We start from the raw sequence: 24,520 nt of genomic DNA on the forward strand, positions 1-24,520 counted from the left end.
ACATTTACATTATGTCTTGCGGTGACCGCTCGCTCACCCCATCTTGGTAATGTGAAAAGCATTCACATCAAACATAACCAACCAACGGAGCACCCGAAATGACCACCTCGTCCACCAACATTGATTACAACGCCCCTTATGCGCGGCCTGTCCGCGAAGGGAACTGGTTTAAACGCAGCGAGGCGTGGCTCGATGAGCGCGGCAAAGGTGCATGGATCGCCGCGATGGTCCTCGGGTTCATCTTCGTGTGGCCTGTCGGCCTCGCCCTTCTCGCTTATATGATATGGAGCAAACGCATGTTTTCTGGAAATTGCGCGTCCAAGCGCCACCACTCCCGCCACACAATGCGAGCGGCAATGTCTTCCTCAGGCAATTCAGCCTTTGACGCCTACAAAGCCGACACGCTGAGCCGTTTGGAAGAAGAGCAGTCCAACTTTGAAGAGTTCCTCAAGCGTCTGCGTGATGCCAAGGACAAGGCAGAGTTTGACCAGTTCATGGAAGACCGTGCTGAGCGCAGCGTTGTTGATGACGCCGCTGATGAGCCGGACACAAAACCAGCCAAGTAAAACCAGAGCGCCCCGATCACTCGGGGCGCTTTCAACACTCATCCGAAAAGGGACACAAGATAATGACGATGACGGCCCACACCCAGTTTATGACCGATCCCCCCGCCAATTCCGCGCAGCCAGAAATGCATGTTGCGGTACAAATAATTGCCACACTGACATTCGCAGCCTTCGCCATTCCCGTCACAATCGTAGCGCTGAACGTGTTTTGGCCCGCAGGCGTTGTGATTGCCATGATCCTTGCATGGCGCGGCGGCTTTGTCCCAACAGGGCGTCCGTCTCCCGCACCGCGCGACATGGATGAGGCCGTCAAATCCCTCATGCCGACCACGGCACAAAAAAGCAGCGGCAACGCGAGCTTTGACGCCTACCGCAATGATATGCTTGCACGTTTGGAAACAGAGCAGGAGAACTTTGAAGGCTTTTTGACCCGTTTACGCACGGCCAAAGACCAGTCCGAGTTTGATGACTTCATGGATGATCGCGCAGCGCGTCTTGACGCAGACACCTAAGGCCCCCCTTGACACTGGCCTATCCCTGCCCGTGCCACCCCGTGGCCGACCGAGGTTCCCAACTCTGCGGTCGGCCACCTTTTTACACCACCAATGACATTTAAATCGCACGTAATTCGCGGGTTGTGGCTAGGGCCACGGGTTTGTTACGCTTACGGAAACCCAAGCCGACAGAGACCCCATGCGTCATAGCCTGCCCATAGCGCCACAATTTTATGTGACAGCCCCCCAGCCCTGCCCCTATTTGGCAGACCGGATGGAGCGTAAGCTGTTCACAGCATTGCAAGGGGACGCCGCAGAACAGCTGAACAATTCACTTTCCAAACAGGGCTTTCGCCGCTCGCAAAACGTGCTGTATCGCCCGTCTTGTGCGGACTGCGCGGCCTGTCTTTCAGCGCGGATTAAGGTTGCCGACTTCGCGCCGTCCAAAAGCCAAAAGCGGGTGTTGAAGCGCAACACAGATCTCACACGCAGCGCATCCTCGCCTTGGGCGACTGAGGCGCAATACGCCCTGTTTCGCGACTACCTCGATAGCCGCCACGCGACAGGTGGCATGGCGGATATGGACCTGTTTGAGTTCGCTGCGATGGTTGAAGAAACCCCGATCCGCACCCGCTTGATTGAATACCGCTCTGCCCATGCAGAAGCGACAGTGCTGGATGACCCCTATGAGGGTCTGCGTGCCGTTAGCTTGACGGACATTTTGGATGACGGGCTATCGATGGTCTATTCGTTCTTCGCGCCGGAACTGATGAAATCCTCTGTCGGGACCTACCTGATCCTTGATCACATCCAGATCGCCCGTGAGCTTGAACTTCCCTATGTTTACTTAGGATATTGGGTCCCCGGGTCCGACAAAATGGGATACAAAGCGAACTTCAAAGGCGTCGAGATCTACCGCGACGGCGCATGGAAGCCACTTGGCAACCCGGATGACTATAATGCGGAGACAGGACCGCTCGCTGTGCCTCCAATCGCCGAGCAAGTCGCACGTATCACCTTACCAGGTAGCGAAGGTTAACACCTCAATAGACACCGAAATGCAAAAAGGGCGACCCCAACGGGCCGCCCTTTTGTTATTTCAAACTGCTAAGGTTTAGTTCAGCAGGTTCGGAACAATTGTCACAATCGCTGGGAACAGGGCGAGGATGCCGATGCCCACCACTTGGATCAACACGAACGGAACCACACCGCGATAGATATGCCCTGTTGTGACTTCTGGCGGCGCAACACCGCGCAGATAGAACAGCGCAAAGCCAAATGGCGGCGTCAAGAACGACGTCTGCAAGTTCACCGCGATCATGATCGTTACCCATTTCGGGTCAAACGTACCGCCGTAGATGACGGGGCCGACAATCGGGATCACGATGTAGATGATCTCAAGAAAGTCGAGCACGAAGCCGAGCACGAACAGCACCAGCATCACGATCAGGAACACAGTCCATTCTTCGTCAAAGCTGCGCAGGAACTGCTGGATGTAATGTTCCCCGCCAAAGGAAATCACCACGAGGTTCAGCAATTGCGAGCCGATGAGGATGGTGAACACCATGCTCGTCACTTTGGCCGTTTCGCGCACGACAGGTGTCAGAACACCGCCAAGCCACAGAACCGCACAGGCGTAAAACAGGCCGAACATCGAAAACAGGAACATCGAGAACGCGAAGATGAAGGCGAGATAGTCTTCAAATGCTACATCTTCTTGCCCGACACGCATGTCAAAGTTAACGCCGACAATCAGCATCAACATCACAGCGCCGGTTGCTAACAAGATGATCTTGCCCGACTTTTCTTGATCCGCCAGCTTGCGATAGGCCGCGAGCATGATCGCACCACCTGCCCCAAGCGCCGCGGCGGGCGTCGGGTTGGTGATGCCTCCGAGGATCGAGCCAAGAACCGCAACGATCAGCACCAGCGGCGGGAAGACAACCCGCAGCAGGTCATTCTTGGCCAGTCGCGCAAATGCAGGGCGCATCGCCCAGACCACCAGCAATAGCGGCAGAATTACAATCAACGTCGTCACTCCCGGCGTGGTCAGCGGATTGATCAGCAAAATGTCCGCAAGCAGGATCAACAAAATCCCGACTGCGCCCATCAACAACGGAGCAGCACTCGAGCTAGGCGACACGCCACGCGCAGTTGTTAGTACCAGCGCCAAAAGCAGTGCCATCACGGCGATGCCTGTGCCGATCACGGGTGCATCTGCAACCTTTTCGGTCACCAGCGTAGCGCGTTCTTCGTCGCTCAGCGCGCGGGCCTGTTCAACGCCCCCTGCTTCGTCGATTGCCGCCTGTTCTGCCAGTGCAGTGTTCCATGCGTCTTCGCCGTGCAGGTCTTGCATAGCAGCAGCACAGTCTGGTGACACATTGGTGCGCAGGCTTGATGTTTGGCCCGCATCCGTAAAGCTGTCCACGATCACGGATTGGCTGCCCACAACGCCAAGGTTCATCAAGAACACCAGCAGAATGACCAACCCACCGGGAACGGCAAGGAACCATGTCAGGCTTTCATTGCGTGTGATTGGCTCGTCGTTCGCCGCACCCATTTCGACAGCGGGTGCTTTGGACGGGTTCAACAATGCATAGCCAAACGCATAGGCCGCATAAAGGAACGCTAGCATAATGCCCGGCAACAAGGCCGCTTGGAACAAGGTGCCCACGGAGACCACCGCAGGCTCACCCAGATAGGTCAACGCATCAGAACAGCCGACAAGCTGGGCGCGTTCTTCTTGGGCGGCTGAATACAAATCACCCGCCAAGGTTCCGAGCAAAACGATCACGATTGAGGGCGGAATGATCTGCCCCAATGTGCCGGACGCCGCAATCACACCTGTCGCCAGCTCTTTGGAATAGCCAGCGCGCAACATGGTCGGCAATGACAGCAAGCCCATGGTCACCACAGTCGCGCCCACGATCCCAGTTGAGGCCGCAAGAAATGCGCCTACAACAACAACAGACACAGCCAAACCACCAGGAAGACCACCGAAAACGCGGCTCATTGTGGTTAGCAAATCATCCGCGATTTTCGAGCGTTCAAGCGTAATTCCCATCAAAACGAACATGGCCACAGCCAGAAGTGTTTCGATGGATTGGCCAGCTAGAACACGCTCGTTCATGCGGTTCACGACAAAGGATAGGTTGCGGTCAATCGCGGTTTCCCAACCGCCGACAAAGACGCTTTCAGCGATGCGCGGTAAGTCAGGGTATCGGAAGACCGATATGGCGTCGACCCGCACCCCTTCCGCGATCAAGGCCGCATATTCAGCCGAAGATTTATCAATCGCTTGGTGGATCAAATAGCCGCCGCTGTCCAAAGCCGCGATGATTGTGAATGAAATGATCGCCGAACCACCAATAGCAAACGCCACCGGAAAGCCGGACAAGATACCTGCGAATAGGCACAGGAAGACAATGATGAGGCCGACTTCTACGCCGTCTAGTCCGAAAAACATTAGTGTGTTCCCTCGTATGCTTCTTCGCCTTCGCCCAAGGAATCCTTGTCGAGGTTTTTACCCACGCTTTCTTCGCCCTCAACCAGTTCTAGGTAGGACCGGTAAAAGAACGCGACCGCCTGCAACAGAACCAAAGCAGTGAAGGTGACCAGCAGGATTTTGAATAGGAAATAGGCGTTGAACCCGTTCGGGCTGAACCCGATGGTTTCGACATTCCAGCGCAGCGCGCGGGCCTTGGTGATTAGCCTGTCCAGACTGTCAGACGCGGATGGTTTGGGCACGACCAAATGGCGCCACAAGAAATACCAACCGTACATCCATGTCAGGATCGCAGCCGGCACCATAAAGATGATTGAACCGACCATATCGATGATGCGCTTAGTGCGGTGGCCAACCGCGGAATACACCAGATCAACACGCACGTGCCCGCCCTGCACGAACGTGTAAGTAACGCACATGCAAACGATCATCGCATTGTAAAGCTTAAGGGATTCTGCCCACCAACTGACGTCGTGGGTCACGGCCATACCGAAGCCCAATGACAGCTCAGACACCGCGAAAATCCGCTGCATGAAGATGATCACAATCTGGATCATCACCATCGCGAGGCCCGCCCAAGCAAACGTGCGCCCAATCTTGTTGGCGATCCCTTCCAGGACCCGAACACATCCCCACATAAAGGGGCGGTAGAGGAACGCCGCGATCGTCACCAAAAGAAACAGCGTGAAGACTGCAAAGAACAGCTCAACCGAGCCGCCGTAATAAATGAAGCGCATCAAGGCTTCTTTGTCTTCGGTCGTATTGGCCCAGCTCAGCCAATCCAGCCAAACGTTCGGATGCGTGACAACAAACGCGATGTTGTAAAACGCTTCGATGATGTTTGAGAAAACCCAAAGCAGACTCTCCCAGAGTCCACCAAAAAAGCCCTCTGCGGGTACGATGGGATCGGCTCCCTCGGGCGCATTGCCCTGAAGCCGCTCAAACCAGCGCGTAAATCCATTTTCGTATTGTGACCAGAACCCACCAGTTTCTACGGCGTCTTCTTCCATGTCCCTGCCCCCCAAAGGCGTTTTTAATTCGATCCATTCCTCGGTTCAGGGATGGACGTATAGGGCCCCACTATTTCGGTAAGGCCCTATCGTTATATGCAAAGTTCAAAGAGAACTCAGGGCTGGATTACCCGCCCATTACGCGGTCACGCTGAGTACGGTACGCACCTTCGGACTTGGAAATCCAAGAAGAAGAAGCCGCCATAGACGTGTTGTAAGACGCACGAATTTTGTCATAAAGCTCGTCGCCAACGTACTGATCCATTGTCTCAGTCGCAGCAACGCCCATGGCATCCCAAACAGAGTCAGGGAATTCCAGAACCTTAACACCACCGGCCTGCAGACGCTCAAGCGCCGCACCGTTGTTGTTCATGAACTGAGCAAGGTTCCACTGGTGTGCTTCGCCAGCAGCGATCTCGATGATCTTCTGGTGTGCTGGGGAAAGCTCGTTGAACACATCAAGGTTTGTCGCGAGGGACAGGCCTGCGCCAGGCTCGTGCATACCAGCTGTGTAGTAGAACTTGGTGATTTCCTGGAAGCCAGCCTTTTCATCAGCCCATGGGCCGATCCACTCGGTGCCGTCGATGGCGCCGGATGCAAGGGCTTGGTACACTTCAGCACCTGGAAGGTTCTGAATGGATGCACCCATGTTGCCCAGCGCCTGACCGCCAAGACCCGGCATGCGGAACTTCAGACCTTGGAAGTCTTCTGGACCAGTGATTTCCTTGGAGAACCAGCCACCAGCCTGTGGGCCTGTGTTACCAGCAAGGAATGACTTCAGACCGAAGATCTCGCCCAGCTCGGAGTGCAGGTCGTGGCCTTCGCCATTGTAATACCAGTTCATCAATTCCTGTGGGGACATGCCGAATGGTACGGATGTGAAGAACGCATAACCTGGGTGCTGACCGACGAAGTAGTAATCGGCACCGTGGTACATGTCAGCTTGGCCGGACGTTACAGCGTCAAACACTTCAAACGCACCAACGAGTTCACCAGCTGCTTTCAGGTCGATTGTCAGCGATCCATCGGACATGGCTGTGATTGTGTCAGCAGCGCGCTGTGCTGCGTCGTGTACACCTGCAAGGCCACGGCCCCACGTTGTGACCAATGTCAGCGTGCGGTTGCCCTGTGCGTATGCTGGGGCAGCCAGTGTAGTCGCCGCAGCAGCAGTGCCACCGAGAGCAGAATTTTTAAGAAAAGAACGACGGTCCATGTAATGTTTTCCTCCCATGGAAATTGATAGGCCACCACTCTGACGAGGGTGGAACATCATGACAAGTGGGCAAACGTTAGCCTTTCGGCTCTTGACCCGGAATACCCACTCCCCCGTAGTTTTCACTGAATTGTCAGCCCACCTTACCAATTTCAGCCGTTGTTAGCGCTCTCAAACGCCGTTGGTTCCCGCGATGTTCGAAACAAGTCCTTTGCCTCCCCCTGATTCCCCGTTAACGATTCGCCCATGAGGGAGACCATCAAAAACGTGTTTGCTGGGCTGCGCGATACTTTGCGCCTTAGCTACGGCCAAAAGCTTTTTTTACTGGCAACAGTACCTTTGTTGCTGTCCGTATTGGTGATCTCTTTAATTGTGGGCGCACAATCGCGCGCCCTTGCCGAGCGCGAAATCCGCGCGTTGGAAACCCAGTTGATCGACACCAAGCGCGACGAACTGCGCAACTACCTATCCATTGCCCGCACTGCCTTTGTGAATATCTACGGCCGTGCGGCACCAGACGATGAGCAAGCCAAACTTGAAGTGTCCCGCATACTCTCATCAATGCTCTATGGGCAGGATGGCTATTTCTTTGTTTTCGATTACGAAGGCAACAATCTGGTGGCCCCGCGTCAGACCATTCTGATCGGACGCAACTGGACAGGCCTTGAAGATAACGAAGGTGTTGCTATCACCGACGAAATTATCCGCCTTGCGCGCACCGGTGGCGGTTATCATGAATTCAACTGGATCAAGCCAACCACGCGCGAAACCGCACCGATGATTGTCTATGTCAACGGCCTCCAGGACTGGCGATGGGCGATCGGTACAGGCATCTTCGTCGACGACGTACGCAGCACCGTTGCTGCCGCCCGCGCCGAAGTGGAAGAGCGCATTCAGCAGACGACTTTCTATATTCTTCTGATCACTATCGCAGCACTTCTCGCGGTTTTCGGTTCTGGCATCGTTCTAAACATCCGCGAAAGGCGGCTGGCGGATGCGAAGCTGAAAGAACTCACCGAACGCATCATCGACACTCAGGAAGAAGAGCGCGGACGCGTCGCGCGTGAGTTGCACGACGGGATCAGCCAAATCCTCGTCTCTGTGCGCTATGCACTTGAACTGGCGCGGCGACGGCAAAGCACGGGCGACGACCGTGCGGGACAATCCCTCGACAAGGGCATCGACAGTCTGGGCGAGGCCATTCAAGAGGTCCGCCGGATCAGCCGCGACCTGCGCCCCGGCGTGCTAGATGATCTAGGCCTTGGCCCTGCTCTTCAGGCGCTCACCGCAGATTTTAGCGACCGGACGGGCATCCCGGTGGACTTCGAGACCGTGGTGTTTCGAGGCCGGCTTGATGAAGATGCCCGCATCGCGCTTTATCGCGTGGCGCAGGAAGCCTTTACCAATATCGAACGCCACTCTGGGGCGACCGAAGTGTCGATGACCCTGAAGGGCAGCCGCCGAGGGGGCATCATGCGCATCGCGGACAATGGTACGGGCCTGCCGCAGCGCAAACGCGATGACCGCGGCCTTGGCTTGAGAAACATGGCCGAACGGATAGAACAGTTGGATGGCACTCTTCGGGTGCTGTCGTCGCGGGGAGGCACCGTGATTGAGGCTCAGATTCCGCTTACGCATATGTTACAACCCGACAACACAACAACATCGGGCCCACGCCTGCCCCGCACCGACGAGGATTCAGCATGACAAACACCCCGACCCGCATCATCATCGTTGACGACCACCCGATGGTCGCCGAAGGCATTGAAGCGATTTTAGAGACCTACGACGACATAGAAATCGCATGTGTGTTAACCGACGGCCAACAAGCCATTGACCGCGTTGAAGAATTGCAGCCAGATGTCATCCTGTTGGACCTTAATATGCCCGGCGTCAACGGGTTGTCGGCCACCGAGATCATCCTCGAACGCCGCCCCGAAACCCGCATCCTGATTCTTTCGATGCACGACAGTCCCGAATATATTTCGACGGCACTGAGCCACGGCGCCAAAGGCTACCTCCTTAAAGATGTGCCGACAGAAGAAATAAAAACGGCCATTGATCGGCTAATGCAGGGCGGCGAATACCTGTGCACCGGCGCGAAAAGGTCATTGAAGCCTCGAATTGCCGACGGGCGCGAACCGCTGACCAGTCGCGAACAGCAGATCCTTTTGCAACTGGCGCAAGGCAAATCCAATAAAGAGGTCGGCCTCGCGCTGGATATTTCTGTGCGGACGGTGGAAACCCATCGTAAGAACATTAAGCGTAAACTGGGAATCAGCTCCACCGCCGGCTTAACCCGATACGCGATGGAACATGGTGTGCTGCAGGGGACTGGGCAGGTTTAACCGATGCACATGTTCCTTCACACCAAAGCCATCACAATTTGCAACGATGAGTAAGAGCGCCAAAAAGGGAGAAATCGTCGGATTGTCCTTTTTAGCTTACTTTGCAAACAAAAACGACGATCCGGAAACCTCCAGACTTTCGTCAAGCCGGTCCCAGAAAGAAAGTTGCGAAAAATCGCCCTCAAACGACATTTTTGCGATTCTGACTGTTGACCACCCTTGAAAGCAAAGGCATAAACCCTCCAACGCAAAAGGAGACTTCGAATGCTCAGCATTCTTCTAGTGGTGGGAAAAACGCGCATGGGCCGGTAACGGTTGACCATATTGGTTCCCATGCGCCTCCGAATTTTCGGGGGCTTTTTTATGCGATGCAACAATGACGACGACAACGCTGAAACAAGGATACAAAGACAATGTCAGCTAAGACGATGACCGGTGCAAAAATGGTAGTTCAAGCTCTGATTGATCAGGGTGTGGACACAGTCTTTGGTTACCCCGGTGGCGCTGTCCTCCCGATCTATGACGAGATATTTCAGCAGAATTCGATCAAGCACATCCTTGTCCGTCACGAGCAAGGCGCGGTTCACGCTGCCGAAGGCTATGCGCGTAGCACGGGTAAGGTCGGCGTTGCTTTGGTGACATCCGGCCCTGGCGCGACGAACGCCGTCACTGGCCTGACAGACGCGCTGATGGATTCCATTCCGATTATCGTTCTAACGGGTCAGGTTCCGACATTTATGATCGGCTCTGATGCGTTCCAAGAGGCCGACACCGTTGGCATCACCCGCCCCTGCACCAAACACAACTGGCTGGTCAAAGAAACCGACCAGCTGTCCGGCGTTATCCACGAGGCGTTCCACGTTGCAACGTCCGGCCGCCCCGGCCCTGTTTTGGTGGACATCCCTAAGGACGTTCAGTTTGCGTCTGGTTCCTACAACAAAGCACAGCCTGCGAAATCCCACTATCAACCGCAGGTTAAGGGCGACATCGATGGTATCACCGATCTGGTCACGGCTATTGAAAAAGCAAAGAAACCCCTGTTCTACACAGGCGGCGGCGTCATTAACTCTGGTCCTGCAGCGAGCCAGCTGTTGCGTGAACTGGTTGAGGCAACAGGCTTTCCAATCACATCCACACTGATGGGGCTGGGTGCCTACCCCGCGTCCGGTGACAAATGGATCGGCATGCTGGGCATGCACGGGTTGTATGAAGCGAACATGGCGATGCACGACTGCGATCTGATGATCAACATCGGCGCGCGTTTTGATGACCGCATCACAGGGGTCATTGAAAAGTTCAGCCCGAATTCCATCAAAGCCCACATCGACATTGACCCAAGCTCTATTAACAAGGTCATCCGCACGGATATCGCGATCATTGGCGATGTAGCCCATGTTCTGGAAGACCTGCTGAAGGTCTGGAAGTCCCGTGGCCGCAAAACCAACGCCGAAAAGGTTGGCAAGTGGTGGGATGAAATCACGACGTGGAAGAAGATCAACTGCTTGGCCTACACCCAAGACAAAAAGACAATCAAACCACAGCACGCCCTTGCTCGCCTTGAGGCCCTGACCAAGGACCGCAAGGATCGCTACATCACCACCGAAGTGGGCCAGCACCAGATGTGGGCAGCGCAATACCTTGGCTTTGAAGACCCGAACCATTGGATGACGTCCGGCGGTCTGGGCACAATGGGCTACGGCCACCCCGCGTCCATTGGCGTGCAAATGGCACACCCTGACGCGCTGGTTATCAACATCGCAGGCGAAGCCAGCTGGCTGATGAATATGCAGGAAATGGGTACGGCCGTTCAATACCGCCTGCCCGTCAAACAGTTCATCCTGAACAACGAACGTCTGGGCATGGTACGCCAGTGGCAGGAACTGCTGCACGGTGAACGCTACAGTTCGTCTTGGTCCGAAAGCCTGCCCGACTTTGTAAAGCTGGCGGAAGCCTTTGGCGCGAAGGGCATCCTGTGTTCTGATCCTGCTGATCTGGACGATGCGATCATGGAAATGATCAACCACGACGGTCCAGTGATTTTTGATTGCCTCGTTGAGAAGCACGAAAACTGCTTCCCGATGATTCCGTCAGGCAAAGCCCACAACGATATGCTGCTTGGTGACGCAGACACCCAAGGCGTGATCGACGCGAAGGGATCGGTGTTGGTCTAATGACACTGCGCACGCTCATCTTGTTAGCAACACTGCCCCTTGCTGCCTGTTCAGGCGGCATGGTGGCAAACATGATGCCTGGAGAGGTCACGACGGTTAATGGCAACACATTCACAGTCAAACGAACTGAGCACGGCCTGACAATCCAGAATTTCGAAACTGGGCGCACGTCGCCCGCAGCATTACTTACAAACGCGCAAATCGCGGCAGAACAGGTCAGCGGATGCACTGTCGACACCATTGTCAAAGACGGCATCACAAACACCTACTACGCCACGACCACCTGCCCCGACGCCTGAAGGAAAACTCATGTCCGCTTTGAAAATCAAAAAAGGTGCGACGTCGCACTCCGCTTACAATCTGCGCCCTAACTTTAGCGACGTCGAAGAGCGCCACACCTTGGCCGTTCTGGTCGAAAACGAGCCGGGTGTTCTGGCACGCGTCATCGGGTTGTTTGCTGGGCGCGGCTACAACATCGAAAGCCTGACGGTTGCCGAAGTTGACCACACAGGCCACCAGTCACGCATCACGATTGTCACCATCGGCACGCCGCAAACCATCAACCAGATTTGTGCGCAGCTTGGCCGCATCGTAACAGTTCACGAAGTCCACGACCTAACGGTTGAAGGCCGCGCGGTTGAGCGTGAGCTGGCCTTGTTCAAGGTTGCAGGCAAAGGCGATGACCGTATGGAAATGCTGCGTTTGGCCGATGTTTTCCGTGCCAACGTGGTCGACAGCACACTGGAAAGCTTCACCTTCGAGATCACAGGAACATCCGAGAAAATCGACGCCTTCGCCGACCTGATGCGCCCGATCGGTCTGGTCGAAATGGCCCGCACAGGTATCGCGGCTCTGTCACGCGGCGAAGTGTAAGCGCGCCACTCCAACAACACTGCTTTTCGCGGTTTCATGGCCGCGCAAAGCCTTTGGCGGGAATCGACCACAGCGGCCCAAAGACCGCCTACACAACCTGACGCTGATTGCACCCTAGCGCCAAGCCCGCCCACCGCGAAATTATCGAAAAATCAACCCTGTCCTGCGACAAATGCGCATTTGCTTAACGAGTGCATTGCTATAGCTACGTCGCAACCAACAAAACCAACAGGCGCGATACCCTTAGATGACAAACCTTCTCCCCGAGACTGACTCGACCAATATGGCTGCCCGCGATTGGGTGCGTGTTTTAGCGAAATACCGTGAACCGGATGCCATGCGCAGCAGTTTTGAGCTGGCCGTCAGCGCGGTTCCCTTCATCATGCTTTGGGTCTTGGCCTGCTATGTCGCGCAATACAGCTACCTTGCAGCCTTCGCGATTTCAGCGGCTAATGGTATGTTTTTGCTACGACTTTTCTGCATTCAACACGATTGCGGCCATGGGTCATTTTACGACAACCGCAATGTGTCAGACTGGGTTGGCCGTGTCTTGGGTGTCGTAACGCTAACGCCTTACGACGTTTGGCGCCGCACCCATTCCATCCACCACAGCCACGCGGGCGACCTTGGATTTCGCGGCATCGGCGATGTGATGACCCTCACGACTGAGGAATATCACCAGCGCACGCCGTTTGGCCGATTCCTTTATCGTGCCTACCGCCATCCGATCGTGATGTTCGGCATCGGCCCGACCTATCTGTTCCTGCTACAGCACCGCCTGCCCGTCAGCTGCATGGACCAAGGCCGCAAGTATTGGATTTCGGCGATGGGCACCAATGCCGCCCTTGCTGCGATCCTAACGGCCATCGTTTACTTTGGTGGTTGGCAAGCCCTGTTCTTGGTCTTCCTCCCCACGACGATTATCGCCGCGTCCATCGGAGTTTGGCTGTTTTACGTTCAGCACCAGTTTGAAACCACACAGTGGGACGACCACGAGGACTGGCAGCTCCACGATGCCGCCCTTCACGGAAGCTCACACTATGACCTGCCGCCGATCTTGCGTTGGTTCACAGCCAATATCGGCATCCACCATGTGCACCACCTTTACAGCCGCATCCCGTTTTACCGCCTTCGCGAAGTCCTTGATGACCACGAAGAGCTGGTCGATTGCAGCCGCCTGACCCTGCGCCAGAGCTTTAAGTCAGCACGCTTGAACCTGTGGGACACTGGCAGCCGTCGTTTGGTGTCCTTTGTCACGGCACGGCAGCTGCGCAACGCGGACTAACCCAAAAAAGCCCCCCAGTTAACGAAACTGGAGGGCAATACCAAAGCACGCTTGGGGAACGCGCCTTGGCGCAAGCGCATCGGGCTGGGCGGAGCGTTCAGCTCACCCGAAAACGCAAGTTTCGACATTTAGGGATAAGGGTAGTGAATGGATGCCCGTTAGGACGCTGGCATTAGTCCGGCGTCCTGAGCAGCCATGACTTCGGCCATATCAAGCAGGCCATCACCCGTTGTATCCATTACGGTAAACTGAGCATCGGTCAGGTCAGGGTATACACTGCCGATTTCGGGAAAACTGTAGAACCCGTCACCATTCACATCGATGTTTGGATCTGCTTCTTGCGCGCTCGCCGCGCCCGCGATCAGAACGAAAACTGCTGCACTCAGCTTTGTAATCTTCGACATAGTTTGTCTCCTTTGGACATGGAGGGATGCACGTTGGCGTCCCGTGATACTAGGAATAAGGCTACGCGGTACAGCGTTCTATTGCGCCCGGCAATAGTGGCCAAATTGCGCAATCGAGCGCGTGTTTTGCCCCCCGACTTCGGCAGATCAACGCCGCCTTTTCAACGTGCGCTGATCCTAGCGCACGGCCACGCCACGAACTGGCAATGGCCCGCGCAAATGCGCCGTTCACCCCCCGTTGTTATGTCGTGGTGAGAAAAGTCAGTGTCGCCAAATTACCGGAATCATCCCTCAGAAGGCGCTAAGCTTAAGCCATCACAAGCAAGGGACTCGTCTAATGGCCAAGGATCACACCGTCTCAGACCTCGCGAGCGTTCGCCGCCCCGTCGAAACAGCGAACGGGCTGCCCAATGCGCACTATACGGACCCTGATGTCTTTGAAACTGAAAGCAAAGCGGTCTTGCAAGCGTCATGGGCAGGTCTTGGTGTTGGCGCGGATGTTCCTGAGAACGGTGACGCCAAACCGATCGAATTCCTTGGCATCCCGCTGCTACTGCTGCGTGACAAAGACGGCGATGTGCGCGTGTTCCAGAACATCTGCCGTCACCGCGGTATGATCTTGGTCGAAGAGCCTCGAAAGATCGAAGGCGCGATCCGCTGCCCCTACCATTCTTGGTGCTACTCAACCAAAGGTGCATTGGTTTCTACGCCACACGTAGGCGGGCCGGGTCATAACACGCACAAAGACATCGTCCGTGATGACCTTGGGCTGATTGAAGTGCGCAGCCATATCTGGCGCGATGTGGTTTTCATTAACCTCGACGGCAAAGCCGACCCATTTGAAGTGGTGAACGCAGACCTAATGGCGCGTTGGGGCGAAAACACCGCCCCGATGTATCACGGCGGCGCGGACAGCCAGTTTTCGCTGGATGTGAACTGCAACTGGAAGCTCGCGGTCGAAAACTACGCCGAAAGCTACCACCTGCCGTGGATCCACCCCGGCCTGAACAGCTATTCGCGGCTGGAAGATCACTATCACATCGAACACCCCGTCACTGTCCCCCAAAAGGGTGCGTTTAGTGGTCAAGGCACATTGGTTTACCGCCAGCTCACTGGTGAGAACAGCGAAACGTTCCCGGACTTTGAAGGTCTGTCTGACAAATGGGATGAGGGCGCTGAATACGTCTGCCTTTATCCAAACGTGCTGCTCGCGGCGCAGCGCGAACATGCCTACGCTATTCTGCTGGAACCCGCAGGCACGGATCGCACGATTGAACACGTCCACATTTACTACGCATCCCCAAATACCGACGACGCCCTACGGCGCAAGAACACCGCGCAGTGGAAGGAAATCTTTGAAGAAGACATTGGTGTCGTTGAAGGCATGCAAAAGGGCCGATCAGCACCGGGCTTTGATGGCGGGCGGTTCTCGCCCGTGATGGACAGCCCCACACATTGCTTTCACGATTGGGTCGCCGCGAAATTGGGCGTACAGGCCGACGGGTGAGCGCACTTGACGCGAAACTCTTGTCGGCACACGCACGCGGCGACAAATCAGCTTTGGTCACGCTATATGCCGAAGCCGCTGATGCAGCCGATGACATTGACGCGGCCTGTTTCTATCTAACCCACGCTTATATCTTTGGGCTGGAACTGGGGCATGCAGATGTGCCGAAACTGCGTGCCCGCCTTTCTGAACACGGGCGCGTCTAGGATTGATGTTTTTAGGGGCCAGCCCCCGCTTCGCTCCCCCGGGATATTTGAGAAACAGAGGCAAATGCATGTCGGCTTTCCCTTTCACGCTGGCCCCGCTAGGTGTTCGATAAGCATGATCTGAGACAGGACTGAGTATGAGCGCGCGCAATATCATTATCGACACCGACCCCGGCCAAGACGACGCGGTCGCAATCTTGTTGGCGCTCGCCTCGCCTGAGGTGAATGTATTAGGTATCACAGCCGTGGCGGGCAACGTGCCCTTGGCGCTAACCCAAAAGAACGCGCGTATTGTGTGTGAACTGGCAGGTAAGCCAGAAACGCTGGTATTTGCGGGGTGCGATGCACCGATGAGCCGCCCGCTGGTGACGGCGGAGCATGTTCATGGCAAAACCGGCCTTGATGGACCGCAACTGGCCGACCCAACGATGCCATTGCAGGAACAGCACGCTGTGGATTGGATCATCGAAACCTTGCGCGCGGCACCTGAGAGATCGGTCACACTCTGCCCGATTGGTCCACTGACAAATATCGCCACCGCACTAACCCGCGCACCTGAGATCAAGAATGCGATCGAAGAAATTGTCCTGATGGGCGGCGGTTATTTTGAGGGTGGCAATATTACCCCGGCGGCTGAATTCAATATCTACGTAGACCCTGCGGCTGCGGATATTGTGTTTACGGCTGGTGTGCCCCTGACCGTAATGCCGCTGGATGTAACACACAAAGCTCTTACCACACGACCACGCGTTGAAGCATTCCGCAATATGGGCACCGAAGTGGGTCGTATGACCGCCGAATGGACTGACTTTTTTGAGCGGTTTGATAAGGAAAAGTACGGTTCTGAAGGCGCGCCGCTGCACGATCCGACTGTCATTGCCTACTTGATCAAGCCTGACTTGTTCAACGGCCGACACATCAACGTAGAAATCGAAACCCAATCTGACCTGACTTTGGGTATGACAGTCGCTGATTGGTGGCGTGTTTCAGGGCGCGAAGCTAACTGTACCTTTATGGGCGATATCGATGCGGACGGGTTCTTTGCGTTGCTTACGGAACGGCTGGCGCGGTTGGGGTAAGGTTCATTGGTCGGCACGAAGTGGTCGTCCAGTTTATTTGTGCTTGTCACAAAACCGTTGTGTGAATCCTAGAGCCATGAGAAGACTGCCCGTAGATGCTGTGATTGGGCCAACGACATAAAAAGTTCTCTGTTCGCGTTGATTGTGATAGTCGGATTCGCGCTGGGAATGACTTCTAAAAGCCGTTTGGAAAGAAATGCGAAGGCTTTGGCGGAAGTGATCGCTGAAAGAGTTCTCTGCAACCTTACACCTACTTACCATGGATTTGACGCCATATCTGGGATGTACGATTTTGATCGAGAGAATCAGCGGAAGTTCAACGAAGCCTACGACCATTATTTTACAGCAGCGTCCATTAGGCTTTCCAGTTTGACGACTGAACAGCAGAAACTACACTGCGAAAACGTGGAATTTTCAGAGAACTACGATACCCTACGTATCATTGACTGATCAATTCTAGGTTCCAAAGGTGTGGGCTCAATCCCATCGTTCGCGACATCTGTACTTTCATAGGCCAAGTCTCCTATGAAGGTTGCATACACATCCAAAGGCCGCCTCTTTCATGACAACAGCCATCCACCTCGCTTCGCCCGAAGACGCCCCGCGCCTGTTGCCTTTAATTGCAGCATTTCATTCTGAATACGGGATCGAGCGCAGCGATGAGCAGCGTGAAGCAGCCTTGATGCCTCTGTTGCAGGGCTCCCCCTTAGGGGCTGTGTGGCTATTTGGCCCCGCAAAGGCACCGACAGGATACACGATCATCACCTTTGGATGGTCGATGGAATTGGGCGGGATGGATGCCTTCGTGGACGAGTTGTTTATCCGCCCAACGGTACGCAAACGCGGTATTGCGTCAGAAGTGCTGCTCGCGATTTCCTCAAGCCTATCTGACGTTGGCGTGCAGGCACTTCACCTTGAAGTGGACCGCGAAGACAAAGCCACCCAACGACTTTATTCGCGCGCGCATTTCGAACTGCGAGACCGCTACAGCTTGATGACTCGGGTTCTCTGACCCATATCTTGCCCATGGCTCTGTAATTGTTGAATCGAAAGGTCACGACATGCCCCTAATGATCCCTTTTGAGACGACCTACCTAACCCTGCCCAACCGTTTCTACTCCAAATTGGCCGCCGCGCACGCAAGCACCCCTCAGCTCATTGCTTTCAACCGTGATCTCGCCGCTGAGCTGGGGTTGAACATTGATGAAATGTCGGACACCGAAGCCGCGAACATCTTTTCGGGCAACGATGTTCCCGACAATGCGATTCCGTTTGCACAAGTCTACGCAGGTCATCAGTTTGGTGGCTTTTCACACCGCCTTGGCGACGGCCGTGCATTGCATCTGGGCGAGGTCGTTGGGCCAGCGGGCCGCTTTGATATCCAGCTAAAGGGCTCAGGCCCGACACCCTATTCGCGCAATGGTGATGGGCGCGCATGGGTCGGCCCAGTGCTGCGTGAATACTTGATGAGCTGCGCAATGCAGGCCCTTGATATCCCGACAACAAAGGCGCTCGCGGCGGTACTGACCGGTGACCCCGTTCTGCGCGAACAAGGCCGCCTTCCCGGTGCCGTGTTGACCCGCGTTGCGGCGTCTCATATCCGCGTCGGCACGTTCCAGTATTTCGCAGCGCAGCGCGATGTCGAAGCTCTACAGTTGCTTACTGATTACACGATAAACCGCCACTACCCTGACGCCGCTGACCCGTTGCAGCTGTTCAAGCTGGTGATGCAGAAACAAGCGACGTTGGTCGCCAAATGGATGTCCGTTGGCTTCATCCACGGGGTGATGAATACGGACAACGTGCAAATTGCCGGCGAAACCATCGATTACGGCCCTTGTGCGTTTATGGATGCCTACCACCCTGACACCGTGTTCAGCTCTATCGATCGACAGGGTCGATATGCCTATTCCAACCAAGGGCCGATAACACATTGGAATTTAGCGCAATTCGCGACGTCTTTGGTGCAAATTTTGCCCGATACAGACAAAGCAATTGCCGATTTCACCACAATTCTGGATCGTTTCCCCGCGCTGTTTGAGGCTGAATGGGCCAAAGCCTTCGCCCCCAAACTCGGCCTCGCGCACTCAGATGAAACGACCCTGCTTGCAAAGGAGCTGCTTGCGCTTATGGCTGAGTCGAGTTCTGATTTCACCAATACATTTAACACCTTGGATGAAACGCAAACCCTCTATCCGGACTGGCACGCCCGTTGGCGCGCCGCCGCCCCTGACGATGCTTTGTGGCGCAAGACCAACCCAGCCATCATCCCGCGCACCCATAAGATTGAACAAGCGATCCAAGCCGCCACGCGTGGCGATTTCGATCCGTTCCACGATATGCTCGACGCCGTGAAAGCCCCGTTCACGCCAAACGACGCTTACGCGCTACCGCCCAAAGAGGCTGAGAAAGTCCATCAAACGTTCTGCGGAACCTAACCTTTCTTTGGCTCAAAAATACTCATTTCACTGCGCAAGCATCCAAACGCCATCGGGCCAGAAGGCATGGAACGCAAAGGCAAACATCACGTCGTGGGCCAGATCAACGCCCGCACCGTCGCGCACCCGCACAGTTCCAACATCACGCCCTTGCCAGATGTTTTGTGTATCCAAAGCCGAGGCTTGTCCTGCCGTCCAGCTGAGAACCACACCGTTCTCGGAAATCTCACCTTCCTGCGCGATCCGCGTCATTGGCCAAGCCACTTCCCCGACACGCACAACACGGGCGAGCGGCTCAATCCCGTGGGGTGGCACCTCGCCTGAATATAGAAACGGGCGGTGCGAACTGTCGTATTGCACGTAAGGATTGGCGCCGTAGTTGCGGCGTTGGTTGGGTTGATCCATGACCAGCCCGTCAGGATTACGCGCCTTAAATTCAGCCCAGCTTTCCATCCAACTTGGAAGGGTCTGCAGCTCAACCCCCGTCAATTCCCCAACTATCCCTTCGCCAATCGCCTGCTGCCACCAGCTTTCGGTTTCACGATCAAACATAATCATGTCCGAATTGCGCAGCTTACCGGATACGCCGAACGTTAAGACCTGATCCCCGACACGGCGATCAAACGTGATTCCGGAATTGCAGAGCGGGCAGAAGGTCACGGCAATCGGGCGTCCGGCCACCTCGTCATTCACGATTTCATGCCACATCAAATAGCGGATCGGATAGGCGCGTGGGACTTCGCCCTGTAATTCCAAAGTGATAACGGGCTCACGTTCTTCAATGCGGCCCTCATTAGCCACATCTATGAACGTCGGATCATCCAGCGCGGGAATACCGTCACGCGGGGGGCCACCTGACAGAACCTCGACCCAGTTCTCAACACTGGTGGTTTCAAAGTCTGTGTTCGGCCATTCATGTTTCCAGAAATTTGGGTCAGCAACGGCGGTGTTCGCGATAAGCGTCAGAATGGCAGCAAGGCGCAGCATGAAAGTCTCCTCTTCACCCTCCAACGTAAAAGGGGCCATGCATCGCTGCATAGCCCCCCAACTGTATTGTGAACGTCGCGTGGTACTACGGCAGTTCAACCACGTTTACGTCTGTCATCACATCAGGTGCACCGATAACGGCACCGTTGGCGCCAGCGCCAAGCTTGATCGCGTCAACGACATCCATACCGGACACAACTTCACCGATGATGGTGTATTGCCCATCAAGGAACGCGCCGTCCTGAAACATGATGAAGAATTGGCTGTTCGCGGAATCTGGGTTCTGTGAACGTGCCATGCCGACCATGCCACGTGTGAAGGAACGCTCGGTTGTGGCTTCAAGCGGGATGTCAGGCAGCTCGGAACCACCTGTCCCCGCGCGGCGCATGTCCATGCCGACCTTGCCGAATTCCACGTCACCCGTTTGCGCCATGAAACCGTCGATCACGCGGTGGAACACCACGCCGTCATAGGCTTCAGATGCAGCCAACGCGCTGATTTGCTCAGCGTGCTTTGGTGCGATGTCTTCAAACAGGTCGATGACAACAGTGCCGTTGGCTTCGCCTTCGATCACAATCTCGATGCCATTGGCGCTCGCAGCGCCTGCAAACAGTGTCGCGGCCAGCGTCGCTGATTTAAGCATCTGCAGCAACCTTCATGGAAATCATACGATCCGGGTTCATTGGCGGCTCACCACGGGTGATCGCGTCAACATGTTCCATGCCGGAAGAAACCATGCCGTAAACGGTGTACTGGCCGTTCAGGAAGTCGTTGTCGGAAAAGTTGATGAAGAACTGGCTGTTGGCAGAATTCGGGTTCGCAGAACGCGCCGCACCGATAGATCCACGTGCGTGTGGGATCTTGGAAAACTCAGCAGGAAGGTCCGGCATGTCAGAACCACCCGTGCCAGCACGACCGATGTTAAAATCTTTTTCCATGTTGCCATTCGCCACGTCGCCTGTCTGCGCCATGAAGCCGTCAATCACACGGTGGAAAGCAACGTTGTCATATGCACCAGAGCGCACAAGCTCTTTCATGCGCTCAACGTGCTTTGGGGCAACGTCTGGCAGCAGCTCGATGGTCACAGTGCCACCAGTCAATTCCATCAGGATCGTGTTTTCCGGGTCTTTGATATCAGCCATCTGTCGGCTCCTTAACTAAATGCGTTGCGCGACAACTAATGCGCAAACGGCGGGATTCCAAGACGCGGTTGACCCCATAAGCGGGATTGCCCATGAACAGGACAAAATAAGGAGACGATCATGGGCTGGAAAACACTCGACGACATGGACCTGAACGGCAAAGTTGTGCTGACGCGGGTGGACATCAATGTTCCCGTTGAAAACGGCGAAGTCACCGACGCCACACGCATTGAGCGGATCAAGCCGACTGTGATCGATATTCTTGCCGCGGGTGGTAAACCTGTGATGCTGGCCCACTTTGGCCGCCCAAAAGGGCAATTCGTCCCTGAGATGTCGTTGAAAGTGACCGTGCCGACCTTGGAAAAGGTCTTGGGCCATGCGGTGACATTCATTGAACGCCCAGACCGTGAAACCATTGATGCCTCCCCTGCTGGCTCCGTCATCCTGATCGAAAACACGCGCTTTTCCGCGATGGAAGAAGCCAATGACCCCAAAATGGCGGGCTTCCTCGCGTCCTTGGGTGACATTTACTGCAACGATGCGTTTTCCGCCGCCCACCGCGCCCACGCCTCAACCGAGGGTGTCGCGAAGCTGCTTCCAAACTGCGCAGGTCGCCTGATGGCCGAAGAACTGAGCGCGCTTGAAAAGGCGCTTGGCGCGCCTGAGCGCCCTGTTGTGGCTGTTGTGGGGGGCGCGAAAGTATCCACCAAGCTGGACCTGCTCGGGAACCTGATCGCCAAAGTTGATGCGATTGTGATTGGTGGCGGCATGGCCAACACCTTCCTTGCAGCGCAGGGCGTCGATGTCGGTAAATCCCTGTGCGAACACGATCTCGCGGACACTGCACGTGATATCATGGCCAAGGCCGAAGCTGCAGGCTGCACATTGCTATTGCCTGTCGACGTTGTTGTCGCGGCTGAGTTCAAAGCCGGGGCCGCCAATGAAACCGTTGCAGCGGACGCCTGCCCTGCCGACAAGATGATCCTTGATGCGGGGCCAAAATCAGTGGGCCAGATCAAAGCGCTGTTTGAAACAGCTAAAACAGTGATCTGGAACGGCCCCCTCGGCGCGTTTGAGATAGACCCCTTCCACACTGCGACCTTCGCCGCGGCCAAAGCTGCGGCTGATCTGACCAAGGCAGGCAAACTGATCACCGTTGCGGGTGGCGGCGACACCGTTGCCGCACTGAACCAAGCAGATGCGGCGGATGATTTCACCTATATCTCTACAGCTGGCGGTGCGTTTCTGGAATGGATGGAAGGCAAAACCCTTCCAGGCGTTGCGGCCCTTGAAAGCTAATCCATCAAAAGTAGCTGGATTGATTGGGCGTTAGCGACAACCGTTAGCGCAACCAGAATTGCCGCCCCAGCTGGCGTCCCGTAAGACGCATTGAAACCCCTCAATAAGGACGCTCAAAATGACCAACGCGATGACAGACCAAATCCGAAACGGCCAGGGATTCATCGCAGCGTTGGACCAGTCGGGCGGCTCCACCCCTAAAGCGCTGAAAGCCTACGGGGTATCCGAGGACGCATATTCAAACGACGATCAAATGTTTGACCTGATCCACGAAATGCGTGCTCGCATCGTGAATGCTCCTAGCTTTAGTGGTGAAAAGGTCATCGGCGCGATCCTGTTTGAAATGACCATGGAACGCGAGATTGGCGGCAAGCCATCTGCTGCCGCACTGTGGGAAGACAACGGCGTAGTGCCATTTCTGAAAATCGACAAAGGCTTGGAAGACGAGGTCGACGGCGTGCAACTGCTTAAGCCGATCCCGAACCTCGATAACCTGCTGGAACGCGCTGTTGCCCATGGCGTTTATGGCACAAAAGAGCGTTCAGTGATTAACGCCGCATCCGCTACGGGTATTGAGGCAATCGTTGCTCAGCAATTCGAACTAGGCGCGCAGGTGAAAAGCCACGGTTTGATGCCGATCCTTGAGCCTGAAACCAACATCACAATTTCCGACAAAGCCGAAGCGGAAGACATGCTGCGGGACGCACTGCTGCGTCACCTCGACGCGATGCCTGAGGGCGAGCAAGTCATGCTGAAACTGTCCCTGCCTGAGGTTGCTGGCCATTACAAAGCTGTCGCAGACCATCCCGCCTGCCTCAAAGTTGTTGCCCTTTCCGGCGGATACTCCCGCGAGGAGGCCAATGAACGCCTGTCCCAAAACCCGTCCATCATCGCCAGCTTCAGCCGCGCTTTGACCGAAGGGCTGACAGCCACGCAATCTGATGGCGCGTTTGAAACCACCCTCGCCCGCACGATCGACAGCATCTACGCGGCATCTGTGGCGTGACCACAAATCCTAATTGAGGATTTGTGAACAGACTTTCAATGAAAGTCTGCAATCTGCGTCGGCAAAAATATCGCCCCCTATATAAAGGGGATTCCCTTTGCGAATCAGATGTGCGATTCTCTCTCAAAGCGGTTCGTCAGAAACCGTAACGTGAGGCAGACACATGAACAGAGCAAAACGCGCGCCTTTGGGCGTTCTTCTTTACTTCGCTGGCGCATTGATGCTTGGCCTCTACTTCACCTTTGCTGCTGTGCAAGGCGACTACGGTGTTTTCAAACGTGCAGAGATTGATGCCGAGAACCGCGCGCTTACCGCTGAACTGGCTGTACTGCGGGCAGAAGTCGCGCGGATGGAAAACCTGACACGCCGCCTGTCTGACACCTACCTTGATCTGGACCTTCTTGATGAACAGGCCCGCGATATGCTTGGCATGGTCCGCGCCGACGAGATCGTTATTCGCTAAACACGCGGTGAAACACCACAGCCCCGGTCGGTGTGTCCTCAAACGGTATCAATTGAATATACTCCGCTCCGTCTCCATCATAGGTGACGGTATCGAAAACTTTAAACCCAAAACGGCTGTAGTAGTGCAGGTCCCCCTGCAGCACGACGCCGTCGCGCCCATAGGCTTGAGCGATCCCCAGAGCATGCCCCATCAAATCTGACCCGATCCCTTTTCGTTGCTGGTGTGGAGCCACGGCCAATGGGCCGACGCACAAGTATTTGCCGTCCCCGACCCGCGCAGCGGATAGAGCAACCTGCCCGACGATTTCTTTGCCTTGCGTCGCGACGAGTGACAAAATCAACCCGCCAGCCTCACGCAACCGGTCAACGAGTGTCGCGTCTCCTTCGTCGGCATAGGACTTTCCCGCGAATGCACGGGCGATGACGTCGACAATCGCGGCTTCATCACCCTCTTGCTCTTGTCGTATTTTATATTTCATATCAAAAACTTGCACCTCCCATGCGCTCAGCGCAAGTCGGAAA

The 24,520-nt window shown here is 55.4% G+C and carries 26 protein-coding genes; 18 read left to right on the forward strand and 8 right to left on the reverse strand.

The window, feature by feature from the left end; genetic code table 11:
- The first annotated feature begins 98 nt into the window (after positions 1-98).
- From OCA8868_RS03010 to OCA8868_RS03020, 3 genes are all read left to right on the forward strand, one after another.
- Complete coding sequence (locus OCA8868_RS03010; RefSeq protein WP_093995043.1) at positions 99-566, forward strand: DUF2852 domain-containing protein; 468 nt, start codon at positions 99-101, stop codon at positions 564-566.
- Between the two features lie 62 nt (positions 567-628).
- The gene (locus OCA8868_RS03015) at positions 629-1,078 is read left to right on the forward strand and encodes a DUF2852 domain-containing protein (RefSeq protein WP_093995044.1); all 450 of its coding nucleotides are present in this window, start codon (positions 629-631) and stop codon (positions 1,076-1,078) included.
- A gap of 181 nt (positions 1,079-1,259) precedes the next feature.
- Positions 1,260-2,099 (forward strand): arginyltransferase, encoded by an 840-nt coding sequence (locus OCA8868_RS03020; protein WP_093995045.1) that lies wholly within the window; start codon positions 1,260-1,262, stop codon positions 2,097-2,099.
- Between the two features lie 75 nt (positions 2,100-2,174).
- Here the strand turns inward: OCA8868_RS03020 and OCA8868_RS03025 are convergent, their stop codons facing one another.
- The 3 genes from OCA8868_RS03025 to OCA8868_RS03035 all read right to left on the reverse strand — a co-directional run bounded on the left by OCA8868_RS03025 (position 2,175) and on the right by OCA8868_RS03035 (position 6,788).
- Complete coding sequence (locus OCA8868_RS03025; protein ID WP_093995046.1) at positions 2,175-4,526, reverse strand: TRAP transporter large permease; 2,352 nt, start codon at positions 4,524-4,526, stop codon at positions 2,175-2,177.
- Complete coding sequence (locus tag OCA8868_RS03030) at positions 4,526-5,575, reverse strand: TRAP transporter small permease subunit (RefSeq protein ID WP_093995047.1); 1,050 nt, start codon at positions 5,573-5,575, stop codon at positions 4,526-4,528. Before OCA8868_RS03030 ends, OCA8868_RS03025 begins: the two co-directional genes overlap by 1 nt.
- Positions 5,576-5,702: 127 nt before the next feature.
- Complete coding sequence (locus OCA8868_RS03035) at positions 5,703-6,788, reverse strand: TRAP transporter substrate-binding protein (protein ID WP_093995048.1); 1,086 nt, start codon at positions 6,786-6,788, stop codon at positions 5,703-5,705.
- 246 nt (positions 6,789-7,034) lie between these two features.
- Here OCA8868_RS03035 and OCA8868_RS03040 point away from each other — a divergent pair, with 246 nt between their 5' ends.
- The 7 genes from OCA8868_RS03040 (at position 7,035) to OCA8868_RS03065 (ending at position 13,465) form a co-directional block, all read left to right on the forward strand.
- The gene (locus OCA8868_RS03040; protein ID WP_093995049.1) at positions 7,035-8,495 is read left to right on the forward strand and encodes a cache domain-containing protein; all 1,461 of its coding nucleotides are present in this window, start codon (positions 7,035-7,037) and stop codon (positions 8,493-8,495) included.
- Complete coding sequence (locus tag OCA8868_RS03045) at positions 8,492-9,136, forward strand: response regulator transcription factor (RefSeq protein ID WP_093995050.1); 645 nt, start codon at positions 8,492-8,494, stop codon at positions 9,134-9,136. Before OCA8868_RS03040 ends, OCA8868_RS03045 begins: the two co-directional genes overlap by 4 nt.
- A 46-nt stretch (positions 9,137-9,182) precedes the next feature.
- Positions 9,183-9,359, forward strand: a complete 177-nt coding sequence (locus OCA8868_RS16755) for a DUF6500 family protein (RefSeq protein ID WP_245848010.1) — start codon at positions 9,183-9,185, stop codon at positions 9,357-9,359.
- 190 nt (positions 9,360-9,549) lie between these two features.
- On the forward strand, positions 9,550-11,307 hold the full coding sequence (locus tag OCA8868_RS03050) for an acetolactate synthase 3 large subunit (RefSeq protein WP_093995051.1): 1,758 nt from the start codon (positions 9,550-9,552) through the stop codon (positions 11,305-11,307).
- The gene (locus OCA8868_RS03055; RefSeq protein WP_093995052.1) at positions 11,307-11,606 is read left to right on the forward strand and encodes a hypothetical protein; all 300 of its coding nucleotides are present in this window, start codon (positions 11,307-11,309) and stop codon (positions 11,604-11,606) included. The genes OCA8868_RS03050 and OCA8868_RS03055 overlap by 1 nt, the downstream gene beginning before the upstream one ends.
- 10 nt (positions 11,607-11,616) lie before the next feature.
- Entirely contained in the window at positions 11,617-12,180 is a 564-nt protein-coding gene (gene ilvN / locus OCA8868_RS03060; protein ID WP_093995053.1) for an acetolactate synthase small subunit, read from the forward strand.
- 247 nt (positions 12,181-12,427) lie between these two features.
- On the forward strand, positions 12,428-13,465 hold the full coding sequence (locus OCA8868_RS03065) for a fatty acid desaturase (RefSeq protein ID WP_245848012.1): 1,038 nt from the start codon (positions 12,428-12,430) through the stop codon (positions 13,463-13,465).
- Between the two features lie 158 nt (positions 13,466-13,623).
- Here OCA8868_RS03065 and OCA8868_RS03070 read toward each other — a convergent pair whose 3' ends face one another.
- Entirely contained in the window at positions 13,624-13,869 is a 246-nt protein-coding gene (locus OCA8868_RS03070) for a hypothetical protein (protein ID WP_093995055.1), read from the reverse strand.
- A 337-nt stretch (positions 13,870-14,206) separates the two neighbouring features.
- Here OCA8868_RS03070 and OCA8868_RS03075 point away from each other — a divergent pair, with 337 nt between their 5' ends.
- The 5 genes from OCA8868_RS03075 to OCA8868_RS03100 all read left to right on the forward strand — a co-directional run bounded on the left by OCA8868_RS03075 (position 14,207) and on the right by OCA8868_RS03100 (position 19,099).
- The gene (locus tag OCA8868_RS03075; protein ID WP_093995056.1) at positions 14,207-15,376 is read left to right on the forward strand and encodes an aromatic ring-hydroxylating oxygenase subunit alpha; all 1,170 of its coding nucleotides are present in this window, start codon (positions 14,207-14,209) and stop codon (positions 15,374-15,376) included.
- Positions 15,373-15,582: a hypothetical protein gene (locus OCA8868_RS03080; protein WP_093995057.1), complete on the forward strand. Its 210-nt coding sequence runs from the start codon at positions 15,373-15,375 to the stop codon at positions 15,580-15,582. Before OCA8868_RS03075 ends, OCA8868_RS03080 begins: the two co-directional genes overlap by 4 nt.
- Positions 15,583-15,719: 137 nt before the next feature.
- Positions 15,720-16,661, forward strand: coding sequence for a nucleoside hydrolase (locus tag OCA8868_RS03085; protein WP_093995058.1), 942 nt, complete (start codon positions 15,720-15,722; stop codon positions 16,659-16,661).
- A 562-nt stretch (positions 16,662-17,223) separates the two neighbouring features.
- Positions 17,224-17,673, forward strand: a complete 450-nt coding sequence (locus tag OCA8868_RS03095; RefSeq protein WP_093995060.1) for a GNAT family N-acetyltransferase — start codon at positions 17,224-17,226, stop codon at positions 17,671-17,673.
- Between the two features lie 49 nt (positions 17,674-17,722).
- The gene (locus tag OCA8868_RS03100; RefSeq protein WP_093995061.1) at positions 17,723-19,099 is read left to right on the forward strand and encodes a protein adenylyltransferase SelO; all 1,377 of its coding nucleotides are present in this window, start codon (positions 17,723-17,725) and stop codon (positions 19,097-19,099) included.
- A 27-nt stretch (positions 19,100-19,126) separates the two neighbouring features.
- On the opposite strand, the gene OCA8868_RS03105 is transcribed toward OCA8868_RS03100, so the two are convergent.
- From OCA8868_RS03105 to OCA8868_RS03115, 3 genes are all read right to left on the reverse strand, one after another.
- On the reverse strand, positions 19,127-20,086 hold the full coding sequence (locus tag OCA8868_RS03105; protein WP_093995506.1) for a DUF3179 domain-containing protein: 960 nt from the start codon (positions 20,084-20,086) through the stop codon (positions 19,127-19,129).
- A gap of 85 nt (positions 20,087-20,171) precedes the next feature.
- Complete coding sequence (locus OCA8868_RS03110; protein ID WP_093995062.1) at positions 20,172-20,729, reverse strand: peptidylprolyl isomerase; 558 nt, start codon at positions 20,727-20,729, stop codon at positions 20,172-20,174.
- Entirely contained in the window at positions 20,722-21,228 is a 507-nt protein-coding gene (locus tag OCA8868_RS03115) for a peptidylprolyl isomerase (protein WP_093995063.1), read from the reverse strand. The genes OCA8868_RS03110 and OCA8868_RS03115 overlap by 8 nt, the downstream gene beginning before the upstream one ends.
- Positions 21,229-21,348: 120 nt before the next feature.
- Here OCA8868_RS03115 and OCA8868_RS03120 point away from each other — a divergent pair, with 120 nt between their 5' ends.
- The 3 genes from OCA8868_RS03120 to OCA8868_RS03130 all read left to right on the forward strand — a co-directional run bounded on the left by OCA8868_RS03120 (position 21,349) and on the right by OCA8868_RS03130 (position 23,996).
- Complete coding sequence (locus tag OCA8868_RS03120) at positions 21,349-22,527, forward strand: phosphoglycerate kinase (RefSeq protein ID WP_093995064.1); 1,179 nt, start codon at positions 21,349-21,351, stop codon at positions 22,525-22,527.
- A 118-nt stretch (positions 22,528-22,645) separates the two neighbouring features.
- Positions 22,646-23,533 (forward strand): fructose bisphosphate aldolase, encoded by an 888-nt coding sequence (locus OCA8868_RS03125; protein ID WP_093995065.1) that lies wholly within the window; start codon positions 22,646-22,648, stop codon positions 23,531-23,533.
- A gap of 163 nt (positions 23,534-23,696) precedes the next feature.
- Positions 23,697-23,996, forward strand: a complete 300-nt coding sequence (locus OCA8868_RS03130) for an FtsB family cell division protein (RefSeq protein ID WP_093995066.1) — start codon at positions 23,697-23,699, stop codon at positions 23,994-23,996.
- Here the strand turns inward: OCA8868_RS03130 and OCA8868_RS03135 are convergent.
- Positions 23,986-24,477 (reverse strand): GNAT family N-acetyltransferase, encoded by a 492-nt coding sequence (locus OCA8868_RS03135; protein WP_093995067.1) that lies wholly within the window; start codon positions 24,475-24,477, stop codon positions 23,986-23,988. The two genes, OCA8868_RS03130 and OCA8868_RS03135, sit on opposite strands and share 11 nt — an antisense overlap.
- Positions 24,478-24,520: the final 43 nt, after the last annotated feature.

Origin of the sequence: Octadecabacter ascidiaceicola, assembly GCF_900185015.1 — a bacterium.
Taxonomy (GTDB): domain Bacteria; phylum Pseudomonadota; class Alphaproteobacteria; order Rhodobacterales; family Rhodobacteraceae; genus Octadecabacter; species Octadecabacter ascidiaceicola.